At 71.5% G+C, this 21,151-nt stretch carries 17 protein-coding genes; 11 read left to right on the forward strand and 6 right to left on the reverse strand.

The genetic code is table 11. The annotated features are described in order from the left end of the window. Positions 1-302 precede the first annotated feature (302 nt). From ACFYQQ_RS15380 to ACFYQQ_RS15390, 3 genes are all read left to right on the forward strand, one after another. Entirely contained in the window at positions 303-3,095 is a 2,793-nt protein-coding gene (locus ACFYQQ_RS15380; RefSeq protein WP_388904788.1) for a DEAD/DEAH box helicase, read from the forward strand. After that, positions 3,092-4,354 carry an SWF or SNF family helicase gene (locus ACFYQQ_RS15385; protein WP_388904756.1) on the forward strand — a complete coding sequence of 421 codons (1,263 nt, stop codon included), beginning with the start codon at positions 3,092-3,094 and terminating at the stop codon, positions 4,352-4,354. Before ACFYQQ_RS15380 ends, ACFYQQ_RS15385 begins: the two co-directional genes overlap by 4 nt. A 225-nt stretch (positions 4,355-4,579) precedes the next feature. Beyond that, on the forward strand, positions 4,580-5,923 hold the full coding sequence (locus tag ACFYQQ_RS15390) for an esterase-like activity of phytase family protein (protein ID WP_388904757.1): 1,344 nt from the start codon (positions 4,580-4,582) through the stop codon (positions 5,921-5,923). A 148-nt stretch (positions 5,924-6,071) separates the two neighbouring features. On the opposite strand, the gene ACFYQQ_RS15395 is transcribed toward ACFYQQ_RS15390, so the two are convergent. After that, complete coding sequence (locus ACFYQQ_RS15395; RefSeq protein WP_388904758.1) at positions 6,072-6,701, reverse strand: hypothetical protein; 630 nt, start codon at positions 6,699-6,701, stop codon at positions 6,072-6,074. Between the two features lie 426 nt (positions 6,702-7,127). Further along, positions 7,128-8,294 (reverse strand): xylose isomerase, encoded by a 1,167-nt coding sequence (gene xylA / locus ACFYQQ_RS15400; protein WP_355795027.1) that lies wholly within the window; start codon positions 8,292-8,294, stop codon positions 7,128-7,130. Positions 8,295-8,464: 170 nt separating this feature from the next. On the opposite strand from xylA, the gene xylB reads away from it, so the two are divergent. From xylB to ACFYQQ_RS15435, 7 genes are all read left to right on the forward strand, one after another. Beyond that, complete coding sequence (gene xylB / locus ACFYQQ_RS15405; RefSeq protein ID WP_356164483.1) at positions 8,465-9,910, forward strand: xylulokinase; 1,446 nt, start codon at positions 8,465-8,467, stop codon at positions 9,908-9,910. 61 nt (positions 9,911-9,971) lie between these two features. Then, on the forward strand, positions 9,972-11,174 hold the full coding sequence (locus ACFYQQ_RS15410; RefSeq protein ID WP_355787729.1) for an ROK family transcriptional regulator: 1,203 nt from the start codon (positions 9,972-9,974) through the stop codon (positions 11,172-11,174). Between the two features lie 570 nt (positions 11,175-11,744). Beyond that, on the forward strand, positions 11,745-11,975 hold the full coding sequence (locus tag ACFYQQ_RS15415; RefSeq protein WP_355787731.1) for a hypothetical protein: 231 nt from the start codon (positions 11,745-11,747) through the stop codon (positions 11,973-11,975). Next, the gene (locus tag ACFYQQ_RS15420) at positions 11,972-12,985 is read left to right on the forward strand and encodes an acetamidase/formamidase family protein (protein WP_355787733.1); all 1,014 of its coding nucleotides are present in this window, start codon (positions 11,972-11,974) and stop codon (positions 12,983-12,985) included. The genes ACFYQQ_RS15415 and ACFYQQ_RS15420 overlap by 4 nt, the downstream gene beginning before the upstream one ends. 204 nt (positions 12,986-13,189) lie before the next feature. Then, entirely contained in the window at positions 13,190-13,789 is a 600-nt protein-coding gene (locus ACFYQQ_RS15425) for an N-acetylmuramoyl-L-alanine amidase (RefSeq protein ID WP_355787736.1), read from the forward strand. A 131-nt stretch (positions 13,790-13,920) separates the two neighbouring features. Then, a complete protein-coding gene (locus tag ACFYQQ_RS15430; RefSeq protein ID WP_388904759.1) occupies positions 13,921-15,219 on the forward strand; it encodes a GAF domain-containing protein in 1,299 nt (432 codons plus the stop codon). A gap of 56 nt (positions 15,220-15,275) precedes the next feature. After that, positions 15,276-16,799, forward strand: coding sequence for an aldehyde dehydrogenase family protein (locus tag ACFYQQ_RS15435; RefSeq protein WP_355794514.1), 1,524 nt, complete (start codon positions 15,276-15,278; stop codon positions 16,797-16,799). Between the two features lie 108 nt (positions 16,800-16,907). Here the strand turns inward: ACFYQQ_RS15435 and ACFYQQ_RS15440 are convergent, their stop codons facing one another. The 4 genes from ACFYQQ_RS15440 to ACFYQQ_RS15455 all read right to left on the reverse strand — a co-directional run bounded on the left by ACFYQQ_RS15440 (position 16,908) and on the right by ACFYQQ_RS15455 (position 20,616). Continuing rightward, on the reverse strand, positions 16,908-17,117 hold the full coding sequence (locus tag ACFYQQ_RS15440) for a DUF6243 family protein (protein ID WP_355790486.1): 210 nt from the start codon (positions 17,115-17,117) through the stop codon (positions 16,908-16,910). Positions 17,118-17,719: 602 nt separating this feature from the next. Next, the gene (locus ACFYQQ_RS15445; protein ID WP_355790483.1) at positions 17,720-18,439 is read right to left on the reverse strand and encodes a DUF4839 domain-containing protein; all 720 of its coding nucleotides are present in this window, start codon (positions 18,437-18,439) and stop codon (positions 17,720-17,722) included. A gap of 297 nt (positions 18,440-18,736) precedes the next feature. Beyond that, positions 18,737-19,873, reverse strand: coding sequence for an epoxide hydrolase family protein (locus tag ACFYQQ_RS15450; RefSeq protein ID WP_355790481.1), 1,137 nt, complete (start codon positions 19,871-19,873; stop codon positions 18,737-18,739). Between the two features lie 134 nt (positions 19,874-20,007). Next, entirely contained in the window at positions 20,008-20,616 is a 609-nt protein-coding gene (locus ACFYQQ_RS15455; RefSeq protein ID WP_388904760.1) for a TetR/AcrR family transcriptional regulator, read from the reverse strand. 134 nt (positions 20,617-20,750) lie between these two features. Between ACFYQQ_RS15455 and ACFYQQ_RS15460 the strand changes: the two genes are divergently transcribed. Then, on the forward strand, positions 20,751-21,131 hold the full coding sequence (locus tag ACFYQQ_RS15460) for a VOC family protein (protein WP_356164501.1): 381 nt from the start codon (positions 20,751-20,753) through the stop codon (positions 21,129-21,131). Positions 21,132-21,151: the final 20 nt, after the last annotated feature.

The following is a 21,151-nucleotide window of genomic DNA, read 5'->3' on the forward strand; positions in this document are numbered from 1 at the left end:
CTCCGGTCTCTCATGACATGCGCTGACCTTGTGAAACGTACGTATGCGCACCGCTCGGAAACCATGGCGCCACCACCCGGGTACACGGGGGGCCAGCACTGTGCCGCCAGGGGGGTTGTCCACACCTACGGGGGGTGCGCGTGACCCGGGACACCCGGCCGCACCTTTCCGTTCTCGGGCGCGGGTGCTGTACCCTCGGCGACTCGACCCGGCTAGTCAAATTTGAGGAACGCGCCATCGCCGAGCAGACACCCCCTGTCACCTCCCCCGCCGAGATCGCCGAACTGGCGCGCTGCCGTGCCGTGTTCGTCCCCGCCGACCCGGCACGTACCGGGCGGATCGCCTTCTGGACGCCCGGCGGCGAAGGGCCGCCCGTCGTCGAGTCCCGGTCGGCTGAGGACCTCGCGGTCGCCCTGCCCGGTGCCGAGGGGATCGAGCTGGTGACCGTGCCCGCCGTCCTGCTGCCGGTGCGTTCCGCCCTGCCGGTGCTCACACGCGCGCGTGCCGCCGCGCGGGCCCACCGGGCGACGGCGTTCTGGGGCGCGGCGGCCGTGTTCGCCCTGCAACTCGCGGCACGAGGGCTGCTGCTGCCCGGCCTGACCCCGGACGACCACGACGCGTGGCGTGCGGGCCCGCTCCGCGCGGAGGACCTGACGCGGATGCGCGATCTGGCTGCCGCCATGCCGCCGGAAGCCCACGCGGTGCCGTTGGACGAGCGGGAACCGCTGCGGCTGCCCGAGCCGGAGCTGCTGCTGCGCGCCTTCCTCGACGCCGTCGCCGACACCTTGCCCCGGTCCCCCGCGGCACGCCTGGCGGCGGGCGGCCCGGCCTTCGCCGCCCCGGAACCGCGGCACGTGCCGGAGCAGCGCGCCTGGGCCGCGGACGTGGCCGCCGGACACGACGCCGGCGTGCGGGTCTCGTTGCGCATCGAGGTGCCGGGACTGGTGTCGACCACCTCGGACGGCGACCGTCTGCCCTTCCGTGCCATGCTGCAGGTGCACAGTGCCGACGACCCGGCGCTCGTCGCGGACGCCGCGGCGATCTGGGCCGGCTCCCAGGCGTTCGGCCCACGCGCGCGGATGGACACCCTGCTGGCACTGCGCCGCGCGGCCCGGTCCTGGGCCCCGCTGACACCCCTGCTGTCGGCGGCGGAGCCGGACGCCCTCGAGCTGGCCGACGAAGAGGTCACCGAACTCCTGGGTGAGGGCGCCCGGATGCTGGGCGCCGCCGGGGTCGAGGTGCACTGGCCGAAGGAACTGGCGCGCAAGCTCACCGCCCGGGCGGTCGTCGGCCCCTCCGAGGACGAGGAAGGCGCTGGCCGGATGCGGGCCGACACGCCGTCCTTCCTGTCCGCGGACGCGTTGCTCAGCTTCAACTGGCGCTTCGCGCTGGGAGATCAGCAGCTCACCCGCCAGGAGCTGGACCGGCTGGCGGAGGCGAGCCGGCCGGTGGTGCGCCTGCGCGACCAGTGGGTTCTGGTGGATCCGGAGGAGGTCCGCCGTGCCCGGTCGCAGCAGGACCGCAAGCTCACGCCCGTCGACGCGCTCAGCGCCGCCCTGACCGGTTCCACGGAGGTCGACGGCCGCCGGGTCGAGGTGCGGCCCACCGGCTGGTTGGCGACACTGCGGGAGCGGCTCGCGGACCCGGAGGCGCAGGACCCCGTCGGCCAGCCCGCCGCCCTCGCCGCGACGCTCCGGGACTACCAGGTCAGGGGTCTCAGCTGGCTCGCCCGGATGACCTCGCTGGGCCTCGGCGGCTGCCTGGCCGACGACATGGGGCTGGGCAAGACGATCACGCTGATCGCGCTGCACCTGCACCGGCAGAGCGACGAGTCCTCGGCCGGACCCACCCTCGTCGTCTGCCCGACGTCCCTGTTGGGCAACTGGCAGCGCGAGATCGAGCGATTCGCGCCCGGGGTCCCCGTGCGGCGTTTCCACGGTTCCCGCCGCGACCTCGAAGACCTGGCCGACGGGGAGTTCGTGCTGACCACGTACGGCACGATGCGGCTCGACGCGCCGCGACTCGCCGGCGTGCCGTGGGGCATGGTCGTGGCGGACGAGGCGCAGCACGTGAAGAACCCGTACTCGGCCACGGCACGCGCGCTGCGCACCATCGGTGCACGCGCACGCGTGGCTCTCACCGGGACCCCGGTGGAGAACAACCTGTCGGAACTGTGGGCCATCCTCGACTGGACGACACCAGGACTCCTCGGTGGGCTCGGCGCCTTCCGCACCCGGTACGCGCACGCGGTGGAGGGCGGGCAGGACCCCGCGGCCGGCGAGCGGCTGGGGCGGCTCGTACGGCCGTTCCTGCTGCGGCGCCGGAAGTCGGACCCGGGCATCGCACCGGAGCTTCCGCCGAAGACCGAGACCGACCGTGCCGTGTCGCTCACCAAGGAGCAGACGGGGCTCTACGAGGCCGTGGTGCGCGAGACGCTGGCGGAGATCGCGGGCGCCGACAGCATGGCGCGGCGAGGTCTGATCGTGAAGCTGCTGACGGGGCTCAAGCAGATCTGCAACCACCCCGCCCAGTTCCTCAAGGAGGAGCGGCCGACGATCGCGGGCCGGTCGGGAAAGCTGGAGCTGCTGGACGAACTGCTCGACACCATCCTCTCCGAGGGAGCGGGCGTTCTGGTCTTCACGCAGTACGTGCGGATGGCGCGTCTCATCGAGCGGCACCTGGCGGCGCGCGGTGTGCCGTCGCAGTTCCTGCACGGGGGTACGCCCGTCCAGGAACGGGAGCGGATGGTGCGGCGTTTCCAGGAGGGCGAGGTCCCCGTCTTCCTGCTGTCGCTGAAGGCGGCGGGCACGGGCCTGAACCTGACGAGAGCGGAACACGTCGTGCACTACGACCGCTGGTGGAATCCGGCCGTCGAGGCGCAGGCCACCGACCGCGCTTACCGCATCGGCCAGACGCGGCCCGTGCAGGTGCACCGGCTGATCGCCGAGGGGACCATCGAGGACCGGATCGCCGAGATGCTGGTCCGCAAAAGGGAGTTGGCCGACGCGGTGCTCGGCTCCGGCGAGTCGGCGCTGACCGAGCTGACGGACGCGCAACTGGCCGACCTGGTGGAGCTGCGAGGGGGCGCCCGATGACCGACCACGACATAGAGCGTACGTTCGAGGCGTTGCCGCCGGCCCAGGGGCGGGCCTTCGCGCGGACCTGGTGGGGGCGGGCCTGGCTCAAGGCCCTGGAGGACACGGCGCTCGACTCGGTCCAGCTGAAGGCCGGGCGCCGCCTCGCGCGCGCGGGTGCGGTCGGGGCGGTGTCCGTACGCCCGGGGCGCATCACGGCAGTCGTCCAGGACCGCGACCGCACCTCGCACCGCGCCGACGTCCTGTTGCCGGAGCTCTCCGAAGAGCAATGGGGCCGCTTCCTGGACATCGCCGTCGAACGCGCGGGACACGTCGCCGCTTTGCTCGACCGGGAGATGCCGCCGCACCTGGTGGAGGACGGTGCGGTGGCCGGCGTCGAACTCCTGCCGGGCGTCGGTGAGCTGGAACCGGAGTGCGACTGCGGCTCCTGGGACCACTGCGGGCACACGGCGGCCCTGTGCTACCAGCTGGCGCGACTCCTGGACGAGGACCCGTTCGTGCTGCTGCTCATACGAGGACGTGGCGAAGGCGCCCTGCTGGACGACCTCCAGGCACGCGCCACCAGACCCGCCGAGGACCGGTTTTCCCCGCGACAGCATTCTCCGGAGGGTGTGGACGCCGCCGAGGCGTACGCGACCGGCGACATCCTGCCGCCCCTCCCCGCCCTGCCCGAACCGCCCGAACAACCGGGTCAGCCGCCGTCCCTGGACACCGACACCCCGCCCGCACCCGGCGTGGAGCCCTCCGCCCTCGAATTCCTCGCCGCGCAGGCGGCCGAGGAGGCACGGGTGCTCCTCGTGGACGCGCTCGACCCCGAGCACGTACGACGCCCACCGGCCGACGAACTGACGCTCGCTCAGGACGCTGTGCGGCTGGCGGCGGGCACGCCGGACGAGCGGATCGCCGGCCGGCTCGCCGCCGGATCCGGGCGGGACAGGGACGGGCTGGCCCTCGCCGTCCGCGCCTGGAGCTACGGCGGCACGGCCGCACTGTCCGTGCTCGAGGACGAGTGGGCCGTGGACTCCGCGTCGCTGGCACGCGCGCGTACGGTCCTGGAGTTCGCATGGGAGGAAGGCGAACGGCCAGCTCTGCACCGCTCGGGCAACCGCTGGACGGTGAGCGGCACGCCCGCGCAGTTGCGGCTGGGCCGGGACGGCCGGTGGTGGCCGTATGCCGAGGACCGCGGCCGCTGGGTGCCCGCGGGCACGGCCACCACGGACCCGGCCACCGCCCTGGGGTCCGTGCTCGGCGACGACTGACAGGCGTGGCACACCGTACGCGCGCGCGTGCCTGCCTGACGGCCGTCGGCGCGCGCGTGGACGCGCCCCGGCATGCGTGAACACCCGTCCCACCTGCGACCTCCACGCGTTCTCCGCCGCGCGGTCAGCCACTCGTGTCGCGCCGTTCACCCGCCGGACGCGCCCTGTTGGGCAGGACAGCGGAATCTGGCCGCTGTCACCGAAAACAGTGCCCCAGGAGGCCCGATGTCCCCGCACGCCACCGGCCGACGCCGCGTCCACCGTTCCGTCGCCGCAGGAGTGCCGCTCGCCGTTCTGGCCGCCCTGACGGGCTCGGGCACCGCGAGCGCGCACGGCGACGCCGAGCAGCCGCGGGTGACCCGGACCGCGACGCTCGGAGACATTCCGCTGGGCACGTTCAGCAACGGGCTGCTGCCCGGCACGGTGTCCGACGACAGGGGTACGGATCTCGGAGGCATCGGCAGCGACATCTACCCGGCGGGCCGCGACAACGAGTTCTGGACCGTCACCGACCGGGGCCCCAACGGCCAGATCAAGGTCGACGGCAAGAAGCGCCGCACCTTCCCCGTGCCCGGCTTCGACCCCGCGATCGTCAAGATCCGCGTGGCCGGGGACACCGTACGGGTGCTCGACGCCATCGCGCTGACCACGGCCTCCGGCAAGCCCGTCACGGGGCTGCCCGACCAGGCCGGACGCGACGAGGCTCCGTACTCCTACGACGCGCGGACTCCCCTTGCGTACAACCCCAACGGCGTGGACACCGAGGGGATCGTGCGGGCCGCGGACGGCACGTTCTGGCTCGTCGACGAGTACGGGCCCTCCCTGCTCCACGTGTCGGCACACGGCCGCGTACTCACGCGGTACGTCCCCGAAGGGCTGAAGCTGACCGGCGCGGACTACCCGGTGGTCGAGGCGCTGCCGGCCGTCTTCCTGCACCGGAAGATCAACCGCGGTTTCGAAGGGCTCGCCCAACTCCCCGGCGGTGACCTCGTGATGGCGCTGCAGAGCCCGCTCTCCCTGCCGGACGGCGACGCTGGTGAGGCCTCCCGCACGACCCGTCTGGTGCGCTTCTCGCCGAAGAAGCGCGCGGTCACCGCCGAGTACGCCTACCGCTTCGACCCGGTGGACGTCGTCGACCCGGGCGAGGACGACACGTCGGAACTGAAGATCTCCTCGGTGGTCGCCGTCGGGGGCAACCGGCTGCTGGTCGAGGAGCGCACGGACAAGGCGGCGCGGCTCCAGTCGGTGGAACTCACCCGGGACGCCGACATCCTGGGGCGGACCTGGGACGACGACACGGCCTCGCCGTCCCTGGAGCAGCTCGACGACCCGGCCGCCGCGGGTGTCCCGGTGCTGCGCAAGCACCTGGTCGTCGACCTCGGCAAGGTGGCCGGGGTGCCCGGCAAGATCGAGGGTGTCGCGCGCGTGCGGAACGACACGCTGGCGCTCATCAACGACAACGACTTCGGGATGACGGACGGTCCGGAGGCGTTCGACTCGCAGGGCCGTCTCGTGGACAGCGGGATCGAGACGACGGTCACGTACGTGCGGCTGCCGCGCCGTATCTGATTCCGGCGTCCCACCGGGGTGCCGTACGGAGGGACACGGTAGCGCGCCTGGACCTGTTGGGAACGTACGGCCCCGCGCGCGCCTGAACCTCGGCTGGGCAGCGTGCACGCGCGCGTAGGTGGTGCTGGTCGCCTACGCGCGCGTGCCCTCACGCCAGCGGCTTCGTCAGTTTGCGGCTGCCTCCGCCCGTGTCTGCGACGAGGCTGCAGGTGACGTTGTCGATGCCGACGTCGTACGTGGAGGTGTCCGGGTACTGCACGAGGGTCCCGCGCACGGTTCCGGCGGGCTGTTCGGCCGTCTCGCGCCGCAGCGTCTTCTCGCACAGCGCCGAGGCGGCCTCGCTGCGGGTTGTGTCCGAGGCGTAGGTGCCTTCCAGTTCGACGACGCGCACGACCTCGGCGTCGTGGGGCTCACGGCACGACTGCCTGGCCGCCTGGCCCGGCAGGCTGCTGTCGACGTCGAAGCAGTCGCCCTTCTTGAGCATGTAGTACGGGATCTCGTCGCCCGCCGGGACCGCGAAGAGCGATTCGAGGTCGCTCGGAAGGGCGCTGGGGAGCCCGCTGGGAAAGTCCGTCGGGAAGTTGCTCGGCAGACCCGACGGCAGTCTCGACGGAAGCTCCGTGGGCAGCTTCGAGGGGATGCTCAGGGACGGGGCGGGCGAACGACCCGTCCTCGTGTCGCTGTCGGTGGGTGACTTGTCGTCCGACGAGTCACCGCCCTGAGTGACCACCAGGAGTACGGCGGCGAGAACGCCCACGGCCACCACCACGGCGATCACGAGGAAGAGGGTGTTGCGGCGCGGCGCCGGACCTCCGGGCGGTCCTGCAGGCGGCGGGGGCGGCATGCCCTCACCGCCGCCCTGCCCGGACGACCAGTTGCCGCCGTCCGGAGGCGGGCCGTAGCCTCCGCCGGCGTATCCGCCTCCTCCGGGCAGCGTCCCGTAGCCGTCCGGAGGGGGACCGTAGCCCCCGGACGGCGGACCGAATCCACCGTGGTTCGGGGGCGGCGTGCCCCCTGGCGGCTGGGGCGGTAAGGGTGGCGTGGCCATACCGCCAAGCGTCGCCCCGTGCCGGCGGGTGCGCGACCCCCGCGCGGGAGTTGATACGGACTCATGCCACGGAAGGCACGGTTCCGGAGCATTCCCGGCGCGGGCGGCGAGCAGGAGCGGCTGGAGACGCCAATCGGTTCGTCCTCAGGGGCTCGATCAGCCCCGGGCCCCCAGCAGGTGGTCCATGGCCAGCTGGTCCAGCCGCTCGAAGGCCATGCCGCGCGCGGCGGCCTCCTCCACGTCGAAGTCCTCGAACGCCGACCGGTCGTCGAGGAGAGCCGTCAGACCGTCCGCCGCCGTGGGCTGCGCCAGCTCGTCCAGTCGCGAGGCCCGCAGCGCCTCCTGGACCTCGGGGTCGGCCCGGAAAGCGGCCGCCCGGTCGCGCAGGACGAGGTAGTTGCGCATGCAGCCCGCAGCGGACGCCCACACGCCGTCGAAGTCCTCGGTCCGCGGCGGCTTGAAGTCGAAGTGCCTCGGCCCCTCGTAGCCGGCGGTCTCCAGGAGGTCCACGAGCCAGAAGGCGGACCGCAGGTCGCCCGCGCCGAAGCGCAGGTCCTGGTCGTACTTGATGCCCGACTGGCCGTTCAGGTCGATGTGGAAGAGCTTGCCCGCCCACAGTGCCTGGGCGATGCCGTGCGGGAAGTTCAGGCCGGCCATCTGCTCGTGGCCCACCTCCGGGTTGACGCCGTACAGCTCGGGGCGCTCCAGGCGCTCGATGAAGGCGAGGGCGTGGCCGACCGTGGGGAGCAGGATGTCGCCGCGCGGCTCGTTCGGCTTGGGCTCGATCGCGAAGCGCAGGTCGTAGCCCTGGGAGGTCACGTACTCGCCCAGGAGATCGAAGGCCTCCTTCATGCGGTCGAGGGCGACGCGCACGTCCTTGGCCGCGCCCGACTCCGCGCCCTCCCGGCCGCCCCAGGCGACGTAGGTCTGGGCACCGAGTTCGACCGCGAGGTCGACGTTGCGGATCGTCTTGCGCAGGGCGTAGCGGCGTACGTCCCGGTCGTTGGCCGTGAAGGCGCCGTCCTTGAACACGGGGTGCGTGAACAGGTTGGTGGTGGCCATCGGCACCTTCAGGCCGGTCGCGTCGAGAGCCTGGCGGAAGCGCTTGATGTGGGACTCGCGCTCGGTGTCCGAGGACCCGAAGGGGATCAGGTCGTCGTCGTGGAAGGTGACTCCGTAGGCGCCCAGCTCGGCCAGGCGCTGCACCGACTCGACCGGGTCGAGGGCACGCCGCGTGGCGTCGCCGAACGGGTCCCTCCCCTGCCAGCCGACGGTCCACAGGCCGAAGGTGAACCTGTCATCGGGGGTGGGCTGGTAGTTCATGCCGCGGCTCCTTGCTCTGTTTCGCTCCGACTATTTCGTCATGGCACTTAACAAATTAGTATGCGGAGGCATCTCTGGGAAGAGACGAATCACGAAACCCGGTCACAGTGGTCCCGGGACACGCCGTCACCAGGACAGATCCCGCGGAGCCGCGGAAGAGGGAGAGCCCGATGTCAGCAGCCGAGGGTCCGCTGGTCGTGGGGGTGGACACATCCACCCAGTCCACCAAAGCCCTGGTCGTCGACGCATCCACCGGACAGGTGGTGGCGAGCGGACAGGCGCCGCACACCGTCTCCTCCGGAGCGGGCCGCGAGAGCGACCCGCGCCAGTGGTGGGACGCCCTCAGGGAGGCCCTCCACCAGTGCGGGGACGCGGCGCACGAGGCCGCGGCGGTGTCGATCGGCGGACAGCAGCACGGCCTGGTCACCCTGGACGCCGCGGGCGACCCGGTGCGCCCGGCGCTCCTGTGGAACGACGTGCGCTCTGCGCCCCAGGCCCGCCGGCTGATCGAGGAGCTCGGCGGACCCAAGGCGTGGGCCGAACGGTGCGGCAGCGTGCCCGGGCCCTCCTTCACGGTGACGAAGTGGGCGTGGCTCGCCGAGCACGAGCCGGAGGCCCTCCGCGCCACCGCGGCCGTGCGTCTGCCCCACGACTACCTCACCGAGCGCCTCACCGGAGAGGGCACGACGGACCGCGGTGACGTCTCCGGCACGGGCTGGTGGGCGTCCGCGACGGAGTCGTACGACGCGGAGGTCCTCGCGCACATCGGCCTCGACCCCGCCCTGCTCCCCCGCGTCGTGCGCCCCGGCGAGGTGGCGGGCACCGTCCGCGACACCGCCGACCTGCCGTTCTCCAAGGGCACCCTCGTCGCGGCCGGCACCGGCGACAACGCGGCCGCCGCGCTCGGACTCGGCCTGCGCCCCGGCACGGCCGTGCTCAGCCTCGGCACGTCAGGCACGGTCTACGCCGTCTCCACGCACCGTCCCGCCGACCCGACCGGCACCGTGGCCGGCTTCGCCGACGCGCGCGGAGACTGGCTCCCGCTGGCCTGCACCCTGAACTGCACGCTCGCCGTCGACCGCATCGCCGCGCTGCTCGGACTGGACCGCGAAGCTGTGGAGCCTGGCGCGGGCGTTACCCTGCTGCCCTACCTGGACGGCGAGCGGACACCCGACCTGCCGCACGCCGCGGGCCTGCTGCACGGGCTCCGGCACGACACGACGGGCGGCCAGCTGCTGCAAGCCGCTTACGACGGCGCCGTCCACTCCCTCCTCGGCGCACTGGACCTCGTACTCGACCCGGAAGCCGACCGGTCGGCGCCCTTGCTGCTCATCGGCGGAGGCGCGCGGGGCAAGGCGTGGCAGGAGACCGTACGCCGCCTGTCGGGACGGCCCGTCCAGGTGCCCGAGGCCAGAGAGCTGGTCGCACTGGGCGCCGCCGCACAGGCCGCCGGACTGCTGACCGGCGAGGACCCGGCGGCGGTGGCCCGGCGCTGGGACACCGCCCGCGGTCCCGTGCTCGACGCCGTGGAACGGGACGAGGCGACGCTCGCCAGGATCGCCGGGGTACTCTCCGACGCGGCCCCGCTGCTGGAGCGGGAACCGGGCAAGCGCTGACGAGAGTCGGCCTGACCAGGGCAGCCCCGCGGGGACCGGCCGGACGAGGACTGACGGAGGCATGACCGCACCGCTGCACGAAGCCCACCCGTCCGGCCGCCGGCTGCCCGACACCCAGCAGGGCATGCGCCGCCGCAACCTCGCGCGCGTGATGCACACCGTCAGCGCCGAGGGGCCGCTGTCCCGGGCGGCAGTCGCCTCGCGCATCGGTCTGACCCGCGCGGCCGTGTCGACGCTGGTGGACGAGCTGATCCGCTCCGGGCTCCTGGAGGAACTCGGTCCGGAACGCCCCGGGCGCGTCGGACGCCCCGGCTCCGCACTGGCCGTGAGCGGTCGCGGTCCCGCAGGGATCGGGGCGGAGATCGGCGTCGGCCATCTCGCGGTCTGCGCGGTCGACCTCCGGGGCGACATACGGGTGCGGGCCGTGCGGCACGGCGCGAACCGCGGCCGGTCGCCCGAGTCGGTCACCGGGGAACTGACCGAGCTGGTACGCCAGGTGGTCGCCGACGCCGAACGGGAAGGCCTGTGGCCCGCCGGGCTCGCGGTCGCCGTGCCGGGACTGGTCGCCCGTGACGCCCGCACCGTCGTCCGCGCCCCCAACCTCGACTGGCACGGCATCGACCTCGGCGCACTGCTCCCCGGCGAACTGCCACTGACGGTCGACAACGAGGCCAACTTCGGCGCGCTGGCCGAACTCTGGCTGGGCGACGGGACTCCGCAGGACTTCCTGCACGTGTCGGCGGAGATCGGCATCGGCGGGGCCGTGGTCGTGGACGGACGGCTCCTGCGCGGGACGCGCGGATTCGCCGGCGAGCTCGGACACGTGCCGGTCCGCCCCGAGGGCCCCGAGTGCGTGTGCGGCGGGCGCGGCTGCCTGGAGCAGTACGCCGGCGAGGACGCCGTACTGCGCGCGGCGGGCCTCGAACCGGTCGAGGACCGCGTCGGGCTGCTGGCGGGACGGGCCGCCGCCGACGACGAGGCCGTACGGCGTGCGCTGCGCGGAGCCGGAACCGCGCTGGGCATCGCCCTGACCGGTGCGGTCAATCTGATCGACCCCGAAACCGTCGTGCTCGGCGGCGCCCTGGCCCGTCTGGCTCCCTGGCTGCTGCCTTCGCTGGAGGGCGAGTTGAGGCGCCGGACGACCGGTCCCGCCTGTGCGGTGACCGTCTCCCGGCTCGGCCCCGAGGGGCCGCTGCTGGGCGCCGCGCATTCGGTGGTGCGGGGGGTGCTGGACGACCCGGCGGCGGTGGCGGGGCGTTCTTGACGGCGGGGCAGCGGGTGTCGTCGTGTGTGGGTGCGGCGAGCCTGTGCGGTCTTGAATAGGTAGCCCAAGGACTGGGTGCTGTGGTTGGCGTGGGGGCCGGTGAGACGCCGCTGTCGGGACCGCGGGCAGAGATGCCGCTGTCGGCACCGCCCAGGCAGAGATGCCGCAGTCGGCACCGCCCAACTCCACTTCGCCCGGCCCGTCTCTCGGCGCTGTGACGGCACGGAGTTGTGCGGGATCCAGGTCCGGTCGGGGGACCTCGCGGTAGTCCATTCCCCCTTGTGGGTGAGGAAGTTGTCCACAGTCTCGGAGTTGTCCACCGACGGGCGCCTTGCTCTTCCTGCCCAACCGGCAGGCGCCGTACCGTGATTCACGCGAGGCGCAGCCGTCCTGCCGACGGCTGAGTGTCCGAGCGGATCGGGGGTTCACATGTCAGGGGAGACGCCACTCGGCACCAGGCGGCGGGTCATCGGGGCGCGCGGGGTCTTACGAGTACGGCGGCCGCTGCCTCTGCTGCCGCCAGTCGTCGTCCTTGTCCACGTCGTTGCCTTCGTCCTTGCCATCGTCCAAGTGCCGCTCGACACTGCGCCGGCGATCTTCGACTTCGTGTCCGAGACGGCCGCGCCCGTGTCGTACGTGGGTCCGGGCGCCGACGTCTGGATGATTGCCGGTGTGGTGATGTCCGTGCTCCTCGTACGGAGTGGGCCGCCGCACATATCCGGGACAGCCCGGGTCCACCTCGACCACGACGCACCGTCCGACTCCCCCGGCCTGACAGCGAACGGAGACGTGCAGCCATGAGTGACCCCCGGATCCTGACGGTCCGGCCCCGGCCGGACGAGTACGCGTGGACGTTCGGCGGCGCACCTCCCGTGGCCCGCATCGCACCCGGCACCGTCCTCGACCTGTACACGGAGGACTGCTTCGCGGGCCGGGTGCGGTCCGAGAAGGACCTGGTGTCCGAGGTGTGCGAGTTCCCGTTCCTGAACCCGCAGACGGGGCCCTTCCACGTGGAGGGCGCGGAGCCGGGCGACACGGTCGCGGTGCACTTCGTCTCGATCGAGCCGGCCCGGGACTGGGCGGCGTCGACGACGGTCCCGCTCTTCGGCGCACTCACCTCCACACACACCACGGCCACGCTCCAGCCTCCGCTGCCCGAGACGGTCTGGATCTGGCAGCTCGACCGGGAGCGGCGCACGGCCCTGTTCAGCGCGCGCGACAGCGACATCGAGATCGAGCTGCCGATGGACCCGATGCACGGCACCGTGGGCGTGGCTCCCGCCAACCTCGAAGTACGGTCCGCACTGGTCCCCGACGCCCATGGCGGGAACATGGACACCCCCGAGATGCGAGCGGGCGTGACCTGTTTCCTCGGGGTGAACGTCGAGGGCGCGCTGCTCAGTCTCGGCGACGGACACGCCCGCCAGGGCGAGGGCGAGACGTGTGGAGTCGCCGTGGAGTGCGCCATGAACACGGTGGTGATCGTCGAGTTGCTGAAAGGTGTGGCCACACCGTGGCCGCGCATCGAGTCGGACACGCACATCATCTCGACCGGTTCGGCCCGCCCGCTGGAGGACGCGTTCCGGATATCCCAGCTCGACCTGGTCCAGTGGCTGGTGCGCGACTACGGCTTCAGCGAGCTGGACGCCTACCAGTTCGCGACCCAGGCGGTCGAGTCGCCGCTCGCGAACGTCTGCGACACCAACTACACGTGCGTCGCCAAGCTGCGCAAGCAGTGGCTGCCCCAGCGTGAGACGCATCGCGGACTGCACGCGCGACTGCGGGAGACGGCCGCCACGCTTCGTGGCTGACCCTGGCCTGCGGGCGGGCTCCACCTCCGGCGCCGACAGAGTCACCGTTCCTCGGTACGACGCACGGCAGTCCACCCGCTGCTCCCCTGCTACCCCACTTCCCCCCCCGACCTCCTGAGCCCTCAAATCCCCAGCCACCGAACCTTTGAGCCCTTGAGCCCCCGAACCCCGAGCACCATCCCCCCACCTGGAAGGAACGCATCGATGGAGCGAGCCAGACCGTTCCTCAGTCGGCGAAGGCTGCTGGGAGCCGCAGCCCTCGCCGCGGTCCCCTACGCCTTATCGCCCGGCACCCGGGCAGGAGCCCAGGCGCAGGCCGTCGACTACCCGGCGGCCGAATGGGTGCCGGCGAGCACCTCCAACTACACGGCGTCCAACCGCCCCACCAGCTATCGGCTCAACTACGTGATCATCCACGTCACGCAGGAGACGTACCCGGACACTCTGTCCATCTTCCAGAACCCGCAGAAGAAGGTGTCCGTGCACTACGTCGTCCGGTCGTCCGACGGGCACGTCGCACAGTGCGTCCGAGAGCGCGACGTGGCCTGGCACGCGGGCAACTGGGACTACAACACGCGCAGTATTGGCATCGAGCACGAGGGCTGGGTGGATCAGCCCTCCTACTTCACCGACGCGATGTACGAACAGTCGGCGAAGCTGACCGCGGCCGTCTGCGACAAGTACGGGATCCCGAAGGACCGGGCGCACATTCTCGGTCACTACCAGGTACCGGGCAGCGACCACACCGATCCGGGCCCGAACTGGGACTGGATCCGCTACATAAGGCTGGTGAACTTCGCCTGACCGCGCGCTCCCCACCGGCACGGGCCGGGGCGACCGAGCCGCGGCCCGTCACGAGGACGGTCACGAAGCTTGTCGGGGCGCGCACCGGGAGTGACGATGTCCTCAGCCGCGTCGCGTTCCGGGAGGCCGAGTTGACTGATCCATGGGTGGCCCTGGAACAGGGTGCCGACCCCGTCGAGCGGGTGCGGGCGCTGCGCCGCGCCCACGAGACGTTCACGGAGGCGGGGACGGTGCCCCGGCCGGTGCGCTCCGTGGTCGCCGACTCGTGGCGGCGTTCGGCGCGGGCCGGGGTGGGTCCCGACGGCACGGCGTGCGTGGAACTCACCGACGGCGACCTCGGGGCGTACAGGGCGGAGCATCCGCTGGCGCGGGTGATGCCGTTGATCCGGGAGTTGATGGGGACGTTCGCGGCGGACGGCGAGCATCTGCTGGCGGTGTGCGACGCGCAGGGACGTCTGCTGTGGGTGGAGGGCCATCCGTCGACGCGCAGGGAGGCGGGCCGGATGAATTTCGTGCCCGGCGCCCGGTGGGCGGAGACCGCGGTAGGGACGAACGCCCCGGGCACGGCCGTCGCGGTGGACCGGCCCGTGCAGGTCTTCGCCGCCGAGCACTTCATCCGTCGGGTGCAGCCTTGGACGTGTGCAGCGGCGCCGGTGCACGATCCGCGCACCGGACGGGTGCTCGGCGCGGTGGACATCACCGGCGGTGACGGGCTCGCGCATCCGCACAGTCTGGGCTTCGTCCAGGCGGTGGCACGTGCGGCGGAGTCCCACTTGGCCCTGCTGGCGCCGGTGCGGGCCACCGCCGACACGCTCGAACTGACCGTGCTCGGCCGGGACGAAGCGCTGTTGGTCCTGCCGGGCGGCCGGAGGATCAGGCTGAGCCGCCGGCACAGCGAGATCCTGGTCCTGCTCTCCCGGCATCCGGAGGGGCTGACGGGGGACGAACTGCTCTGCGCGCTGTACGAGGACGAGTCGGTTCCGCCGGTGACGTTGCGTGCCGAGCTTGCCCGGCTGCGCCGTCTGCTGGGGCCGGGGGTGCTGGCATCCCGGCCCTACCGGCTGACGATGCCGGTCGAGTCCGATGTCGCCGTGGTCGAGCGGCGGCTGGGCACGGGGGCGGTCGCGGCGGCGGTGGGCGCGTACACGGGTCCGCTGCTGCCCGCCTCGCAGGCTCCGGCGGTGACGCGCGTGAGGCGACGGCTCGCCGACGGGCTGCGTGCCGCGCTGGTCGCCTGCCACGATCCCGACCTGCTGGCGGACTGGGCTCACGCGCCATGGGGCGAGGACGATCTCGACGTTTGGCGGGCGCTGGCGGCGGTGCGGCCGACTGCCGCGGTGCGGTCGCGTCTGGCCCAGCTGGACGCCGAGTTGTCCGTAGTGGGGCGCGCGGTGGCACGCGCAACGTGGTCGCAACGTTCCGGTTCCTAGCCTCGCGGCGAGAGCTGCCCGACGGCGGGCAGCGCTTCTCCGGGAGGCAGACCAGCATGACCCGTTACGCGGCGCCCGGCACCGACGGCGCGATCGTCTCCTACGAGGCGCGTTACGACCACTTCATCGGCGGCGAGTACGTGCCGCCGGCGCGCGGGCAGTACTTCGAGAACCCGAGTCCGGTGAACGGGCAGCCGTTCACGGAGGTCGCCCGGGGCACCGCGGAGGACGTGGAGCGCGCCCTGGACGCGGCGCACGCGGCCGCTCCGGCCTGGGGGCGTACGTCCGCGACCGAGCGTTCCGGCATCCTGCTCAAGATCGCCGACCGCATGGAGGCGAACCTGGAAAAGCTGGCGGTCGCCGAGAGCTGGGAGAACGGCAAGCCGGTGCGGGAGACGCTCGCCGCCGACATCCCGCTGGCGATCGACCACTTCCGCTACTTCGCGGGGGCGGTCCGGGCCCAGGAGGGTTCGCTCAGCGAGGTCGACGACGACACGGTCGCGTACCACTTCCATGAGCCGCTCGGCGTGGTCGCCCAGATCATTCCGTGGAACTTCCCGATCCTGATGGCGGTCTGGAAGCTCGCCCCGGCCCTCGCGGCGGGCAACGCGGTCGTCATCAAGCCGGCCGAGCAGACCCCCGCGTCCATCCACTACTGGCTGAGCCTGGTCTCCGACCTGCTGCCGCCGGGGGTCGTGAACGTCGTCAACGGGTTCGGGGTGGAGGCCGGCAAGCCGCTGGCGTCCAGTGCGCGGGTCGCGAAGGTGGCGTTCACCGGTGAGACCACGACGGGGCGGCTGATCATGCAGTACGCCTCGGAGAACATCAAGCCGGTCACGCTGGAGCTGGGCGGCAAGTCGCCGAACATCTTCTTCGACGACGTGTGGGACAAGGACGACGACTTCCGCGACAAGGCGCTCGAAGGCTTCACGATGTTCGCGCTCAACCAGGGCGAGGTGTGCACCTGTCCGTCGAGGGCGCTCATCCAGCGCGGCCACTACGGGGAGTTCCTGGAGGCGGCCGTCGCGCGCACCGGGCTCATCAAGCCCGGTCACCCGCTCGACACGGACACGATGATCGGCGCGCAGGCGTCCAACGACCAGCTCGAGAAGATCCTCTCCTACTTCGACATCGGCCGGCAGGAGGGGGCCAAGGTCCTCACGGGCGGTGAGCGCGTGGAGTACGACGGGGAGCTCAAGGGCGGGTACTACGTCCAGCCGACGATCTTCGAGGGCGACAACCGGATGCGGATCTTCCAGGAGGAGATCTTCGGTCCGGTCGTGTCGGTCACGTCGTTCGGCGACTTCGACGACGCCATCAAGACGGCGAACGACACGCTGTACGGGCTCGGGGCCGGGGTGTGGACCCGGGACGTCAACACCGCCTATCGCGCGGGCCGTTCGATCCAGGCGGGCCGCGTCTGGACGAACTGCTACCACGCGTATCCCGCGCACGCGGCGTTCGGCGGCTACAAGCAGTCCGGCATCGGGCGCGAGAACCACAAGATGATGCTGGAGCACTACCAGCAGACGAAGAATCTGCTGGTGTCGTACTCGCCGAAGAAGCTCGGGTTCTTCTAGGGATACAAGGAAGGGTGGCCGGTCGCGCCCCGTACGGCAGATGGGCCCGGACCGCGAGTCGCGGTCCGGGCCCTGCCACGCGCGGTGCCGCCCCGTGGCGGCGGCGCCTCAGCTCTTCGCGGTGTCGTCGCCCGTCTGCCCGGCGCCCTCGGCCGTACCCGTCTTCTCGCGCATCTTGCGCAGCAGCTCCGCCTTCTGGTCGGCGGCGCTCTGGCGGTCGAGGTTGCGGTGCGGACCGTTGTTCTGCCGCTCGGCGCGGGACAGCTTCTTGCGCTGGCCGCCGCCCATGCCGACGGGGTTGTTGATGTTCTTGCTCACGGGTTCTCCCGGAATGTTGTGAAGTGATCTACGGATTCATCGGTGGGGGACGGGCGCGGCCACGTCGCAGGACGTCGGCAGGGGCCCGTCACGCTCTCACTCGTAAATCGGCGTCTGGAAGAACATGGTCAAGACGTTACCTGGTCCCGTCGGCTTCGCATACCAAGCGTTTCGCCGTCCCGGCGTCGGCCGGGCCTTTGGTGGGCGCCCAGAGCAGCCGCTTCGTTCCAGTGCCAGCCGGGGCTCCTCAGCGCCGTCCCTGTCACGCCCCTGTCACACTGAAGCGGAGCGAAGGACGTGACGATCTAAGTCAACGGCCACGTGCGAACGGCCGACGAGGTTGCCGATGTGGTCGATGATCTTCGGCTCCGCCCCCTTCGCCGCGTGCAGAGCGGCGCGATTGGCCTGCTGACCAAGCCACGCGTGGAGGTCTATGGGTGTCGATGTCGACCCCGTCGGCGGCGAGGAGGTAGGTGACGGCGTGGGCCGTTAAGACCTTCTAGGCGTGCTGGAACTCCATGACCTCGGCAAAATCGCTTGTAGCGAGCAGGCACTGAAAGCCGCGGACCGTTCCTCCATCAGGCAGAAGCTGCCCACTTCAGCTACCGCTTCTCAGTCGAGACCGGGGCAAGCTGGAAGAGGCACTGGATCGTGTTGAAGTCAACCACCTCGGCGACGAAGCGGAACTTGTCGCCCACTGCAACGGTGGCAGGAACCTGCTTGCCCGTCAGGTTCAGGTTGCCCGTGTTGACGTCCTCGTATTTGAAGTTCGGGCCGTCCGTCGTCCGTGGTCCCTTGTCGCCCGGGCCGAGAAGGAAGTCATAGCGGGTCCGGTCATCCCCGTGCGATGCCATGTGCCTGATTGACCCTCCGAAGGCCACCCTCCGGCCCTTGTACTTGGTTGCGAAGTTCACGTTCGCCTCGTCGCAGGGGTCCGCCTTCAACAACGCTGCGAACTCCGGATTGTTCTGCGCCGTGATCACCTCAGCGGCAGCCGGCTTGCCTGCGGTCGGCGCAGCGGCGGCAGGCTTCTCAGTCGTGGCCGTCGAACTGGCTGACGGACCCTCCTCCTTGTCTCCGTCGCTGAGCGCAACGCCGGTGCCGATGATGGCGGCCAGGACCACGAGGACGGCAGCACCCGCCCCGATCAGACGCCATGGCACGGGCTTCTTCGGCCGACGGAAGTTGAGGGTGGTGCGCAGTCTGCCCGGTAGCTGGTCCACGAGCTCCCAACCGTCCTTCTGCATCTTCGAGATCACCAAACCGTCGGTCCCCCGAACCGTCTGCACGGTCTTGTACTCGTACTTGATCTCATCGGCCATACGGGTCCCCGCCCCCTGAACAAACGAACTGATCACCCCAACTGGGCGCGAGCATAGGTGACTCCGCCAGAAGGCCGACGTGACGCACTGGCGGCTCATCACCGACCTGTCGCGACAAACTCGACCAAGAGCACCCGGAACGCCCTCAGGCAGCTCGGGTCGACTGGGCGGGACCGGCACAGGCCGCTCAGACCACCTCGGATCAAACTCCCGACTTCCGCGTCCTGAGGCGTCACGGCCGTCGGGATGGCGTCGGCCTGGCGCGCGTTCGGGCGCGGTACCGGGGCCGGGCCCCGGTCAGCGGTGGTTTCGGAGGAACTCTGTGATGTCCTGGGCGAGGAGGGCGGGTTCCTCGTGGGCGGGGAAGTGGCCGCCTCGGGGCATGTGGGTGTAGCGGGTGATGTTGTAGGTGCGCTCGGCCCAGCTCCGGGGCGGTCGGCTCAGGTCGGCGGGGAACAGGGCGAGGGCCGTGGGCGTGTCCACGCGCCGCACGCGCCGGGTCAGGTCGTGGGCGTACTCGTAGTAGGGCCGGAACGAGGTGGAGATCGTGCCGGTGAACCAGTAGAGCGACACCTGGGTGAGGAGGAAGTCGTCACTGAAGCGTGTGGACAGGTCACCCCCGTTGTCGCTCCACGCCCGGTACTTCTCCATGATCCAGGCCAGCAGACCGGCCGGTGAGTCGTTCAGCGCCGGGGCGAGGGTGAGGGGCCGGGTGCTCTGCTGGTGCAGGTAGCCGCCTTCCTGTGCCTGCCAGGCGGTGACGGAGGCGAGGTGGGCCTCCTCCTCGGCGGTGAGTCCGGCCGGGTCGGGGTCGGCGGGGCCCGCGACGGCGAGCAGGTGGATGCCGACGACCGCCTCGGGGTGGGCTTCGGCGAGGCGTGAGGTGATGCCGGCGCCGAGGTCTCCGCCATGGGCCGCGTAGTGCCGGAAGCCGAGGTGGTCGTGCATCAGCCGGTGCCAGAGGTGGTGGGTCTGCTCGGCTTCGGAGAGCGTGGGCCGCTGCGGTGAGAAGGCGAAGCCGGGCAGCGACGGCACGATCACGGTGAAGGCGTCCTCGGGCGCGCCGCCGTAGCGCGAAGGGGTGGCCAACCGTTCGGCGAGGGCGGTGAGTTCGAGGAAGGTGCTGGGCCAGCCGTGCGTGAGCAGGAGGGGCAGCGCGGCCGGGTGTTCGCCGTCGTAGCGGAGGTAGTGCACGGGGGTGCCGTCGAGGTCGGCGAAGTGGGACGGCAGCGCGTTGACGGCGGCTTCATGGGTCCGCCAGTCGTAGCCGGAGGCCCAGTAGGTGACGAGGCGGTCGAGTTCCGCGTCGTCGGCGCCGGCCTCCCAGCCCTCGACCGGCCAGGGTTCGCTACGTCTCGTGGCACGCAACCGGGCCCCCAGGTCGTCCAGTTCGGCGTCACTGACCTTGATGACGGGGGTGTCGGTCGGCGCCACGGTGTTCTCCTCGGTGTGCTGGGTGTGCGGGTGCGGCGGGGTGCGTCTGCCGCTTCTGTGGGTGCCGGCGGAGATACGCCGGGCTCAGGGCGCCTTCGCCGTCTCACGTGAACGCCCCGCTCCCGTACCGGCGTTCATGTGCCCGGTGCGGTCTCCGGGCCGAGGGTCTGCGTGATGGCCGCCCGGGTCTCCTCGCGCGGCACCGCATCCGTCGACAGCAGCGCGTGCATGATCAGGCCTTCGAGGAGAGCGTCCAGCCGGGCTGCGGTCTCCGGCCCGGTGAAGCGGGCCAGGACGGCGCGGCCTGACCCGGTCCACTGCTGCGTGAGCGCGCGCAGGGCGGGATCCCGTAGGGCCGCCAGATGCAGCTCGAAGCCGAGGACCGCGCTGCGGTGCCGGGACGGTCCGCCCTGGACCACGTCCACCAGGACGTCGATCAGGTCCTCGCGCGATGTCACGTCGGTGAAGAGGGCTTCGTACTCGGCGGACCGCTGTTCGACGTACCGGGCGAACGCCTCGGCCCGCAGCCCGGCCAGACTCGCGAAGTGATAGGTGACCGACCCCAGCGGCACGTCCGCTCGGGAGGCGACCTTGCGGTGTGTGAGTCCGGCCGCCCCCTCGCCGACCAGCACCTCCAGCGCGGCGTCCAGGATCCGCTCCCTGCGCCGCGGATCGTGCCGCCGAGTCCGTCGCCCGCCGTGACCCGCACTCTCGCGCACGTCGGGCGTTCCGGTTCCATCCATAAGAACAAACGTACACTACGTAAGGAACAAAGGTTCTTATCGAGGAGGCGAGGGCTCGGCGAGCGTTCGCGGCGCGTGGCAGGAAGTGACCGAATCAGCACTGCCGGCTCGCGCCGGGGCCATAGAGTCGGCCCATGAGTCTGACGCCACGATTAATCGTCCCGGACCCCGACACGGCCGCGGCCTTCTACCAGAAGGCCATGGGCGCCGAAGAGGTGTTCCGCGCCCAGGACGACAGCGGACGCGTGATGGTCGTCGTCCTCCGGATCGGAGGCTCTCCGCTGTCCCTGTCCCCGGCGGTGCCGGAGTGGGGCTGGCTCTCCCCCGACGACGTCGGTGGTTCCCCGGTGCTGCTGGAGGCCGAGTTCACCGATCAGGACGCCGTCGCCGAGCGGATGGTCGCCGGTGGCGGCACCGTGGTCGTCCCCGTCGAGAACCGCCCGTACGGCAAGCGGGAGGGGCGCCTGCGCGACCCCTTCGGCCACCTCTGGATCGTCACCGGCGAACTGCGCTGAGGTCCCCGCCCCGACCCTCG

Source organism: Streptomyces sp. NPDC005496, from assembly GCF_042872045.1.
Classification (GTDB): Bacteria; Actinomycetota; Actinomycetes; order Streptomycetales; family Streptomycetaceae; genus Streptomyces.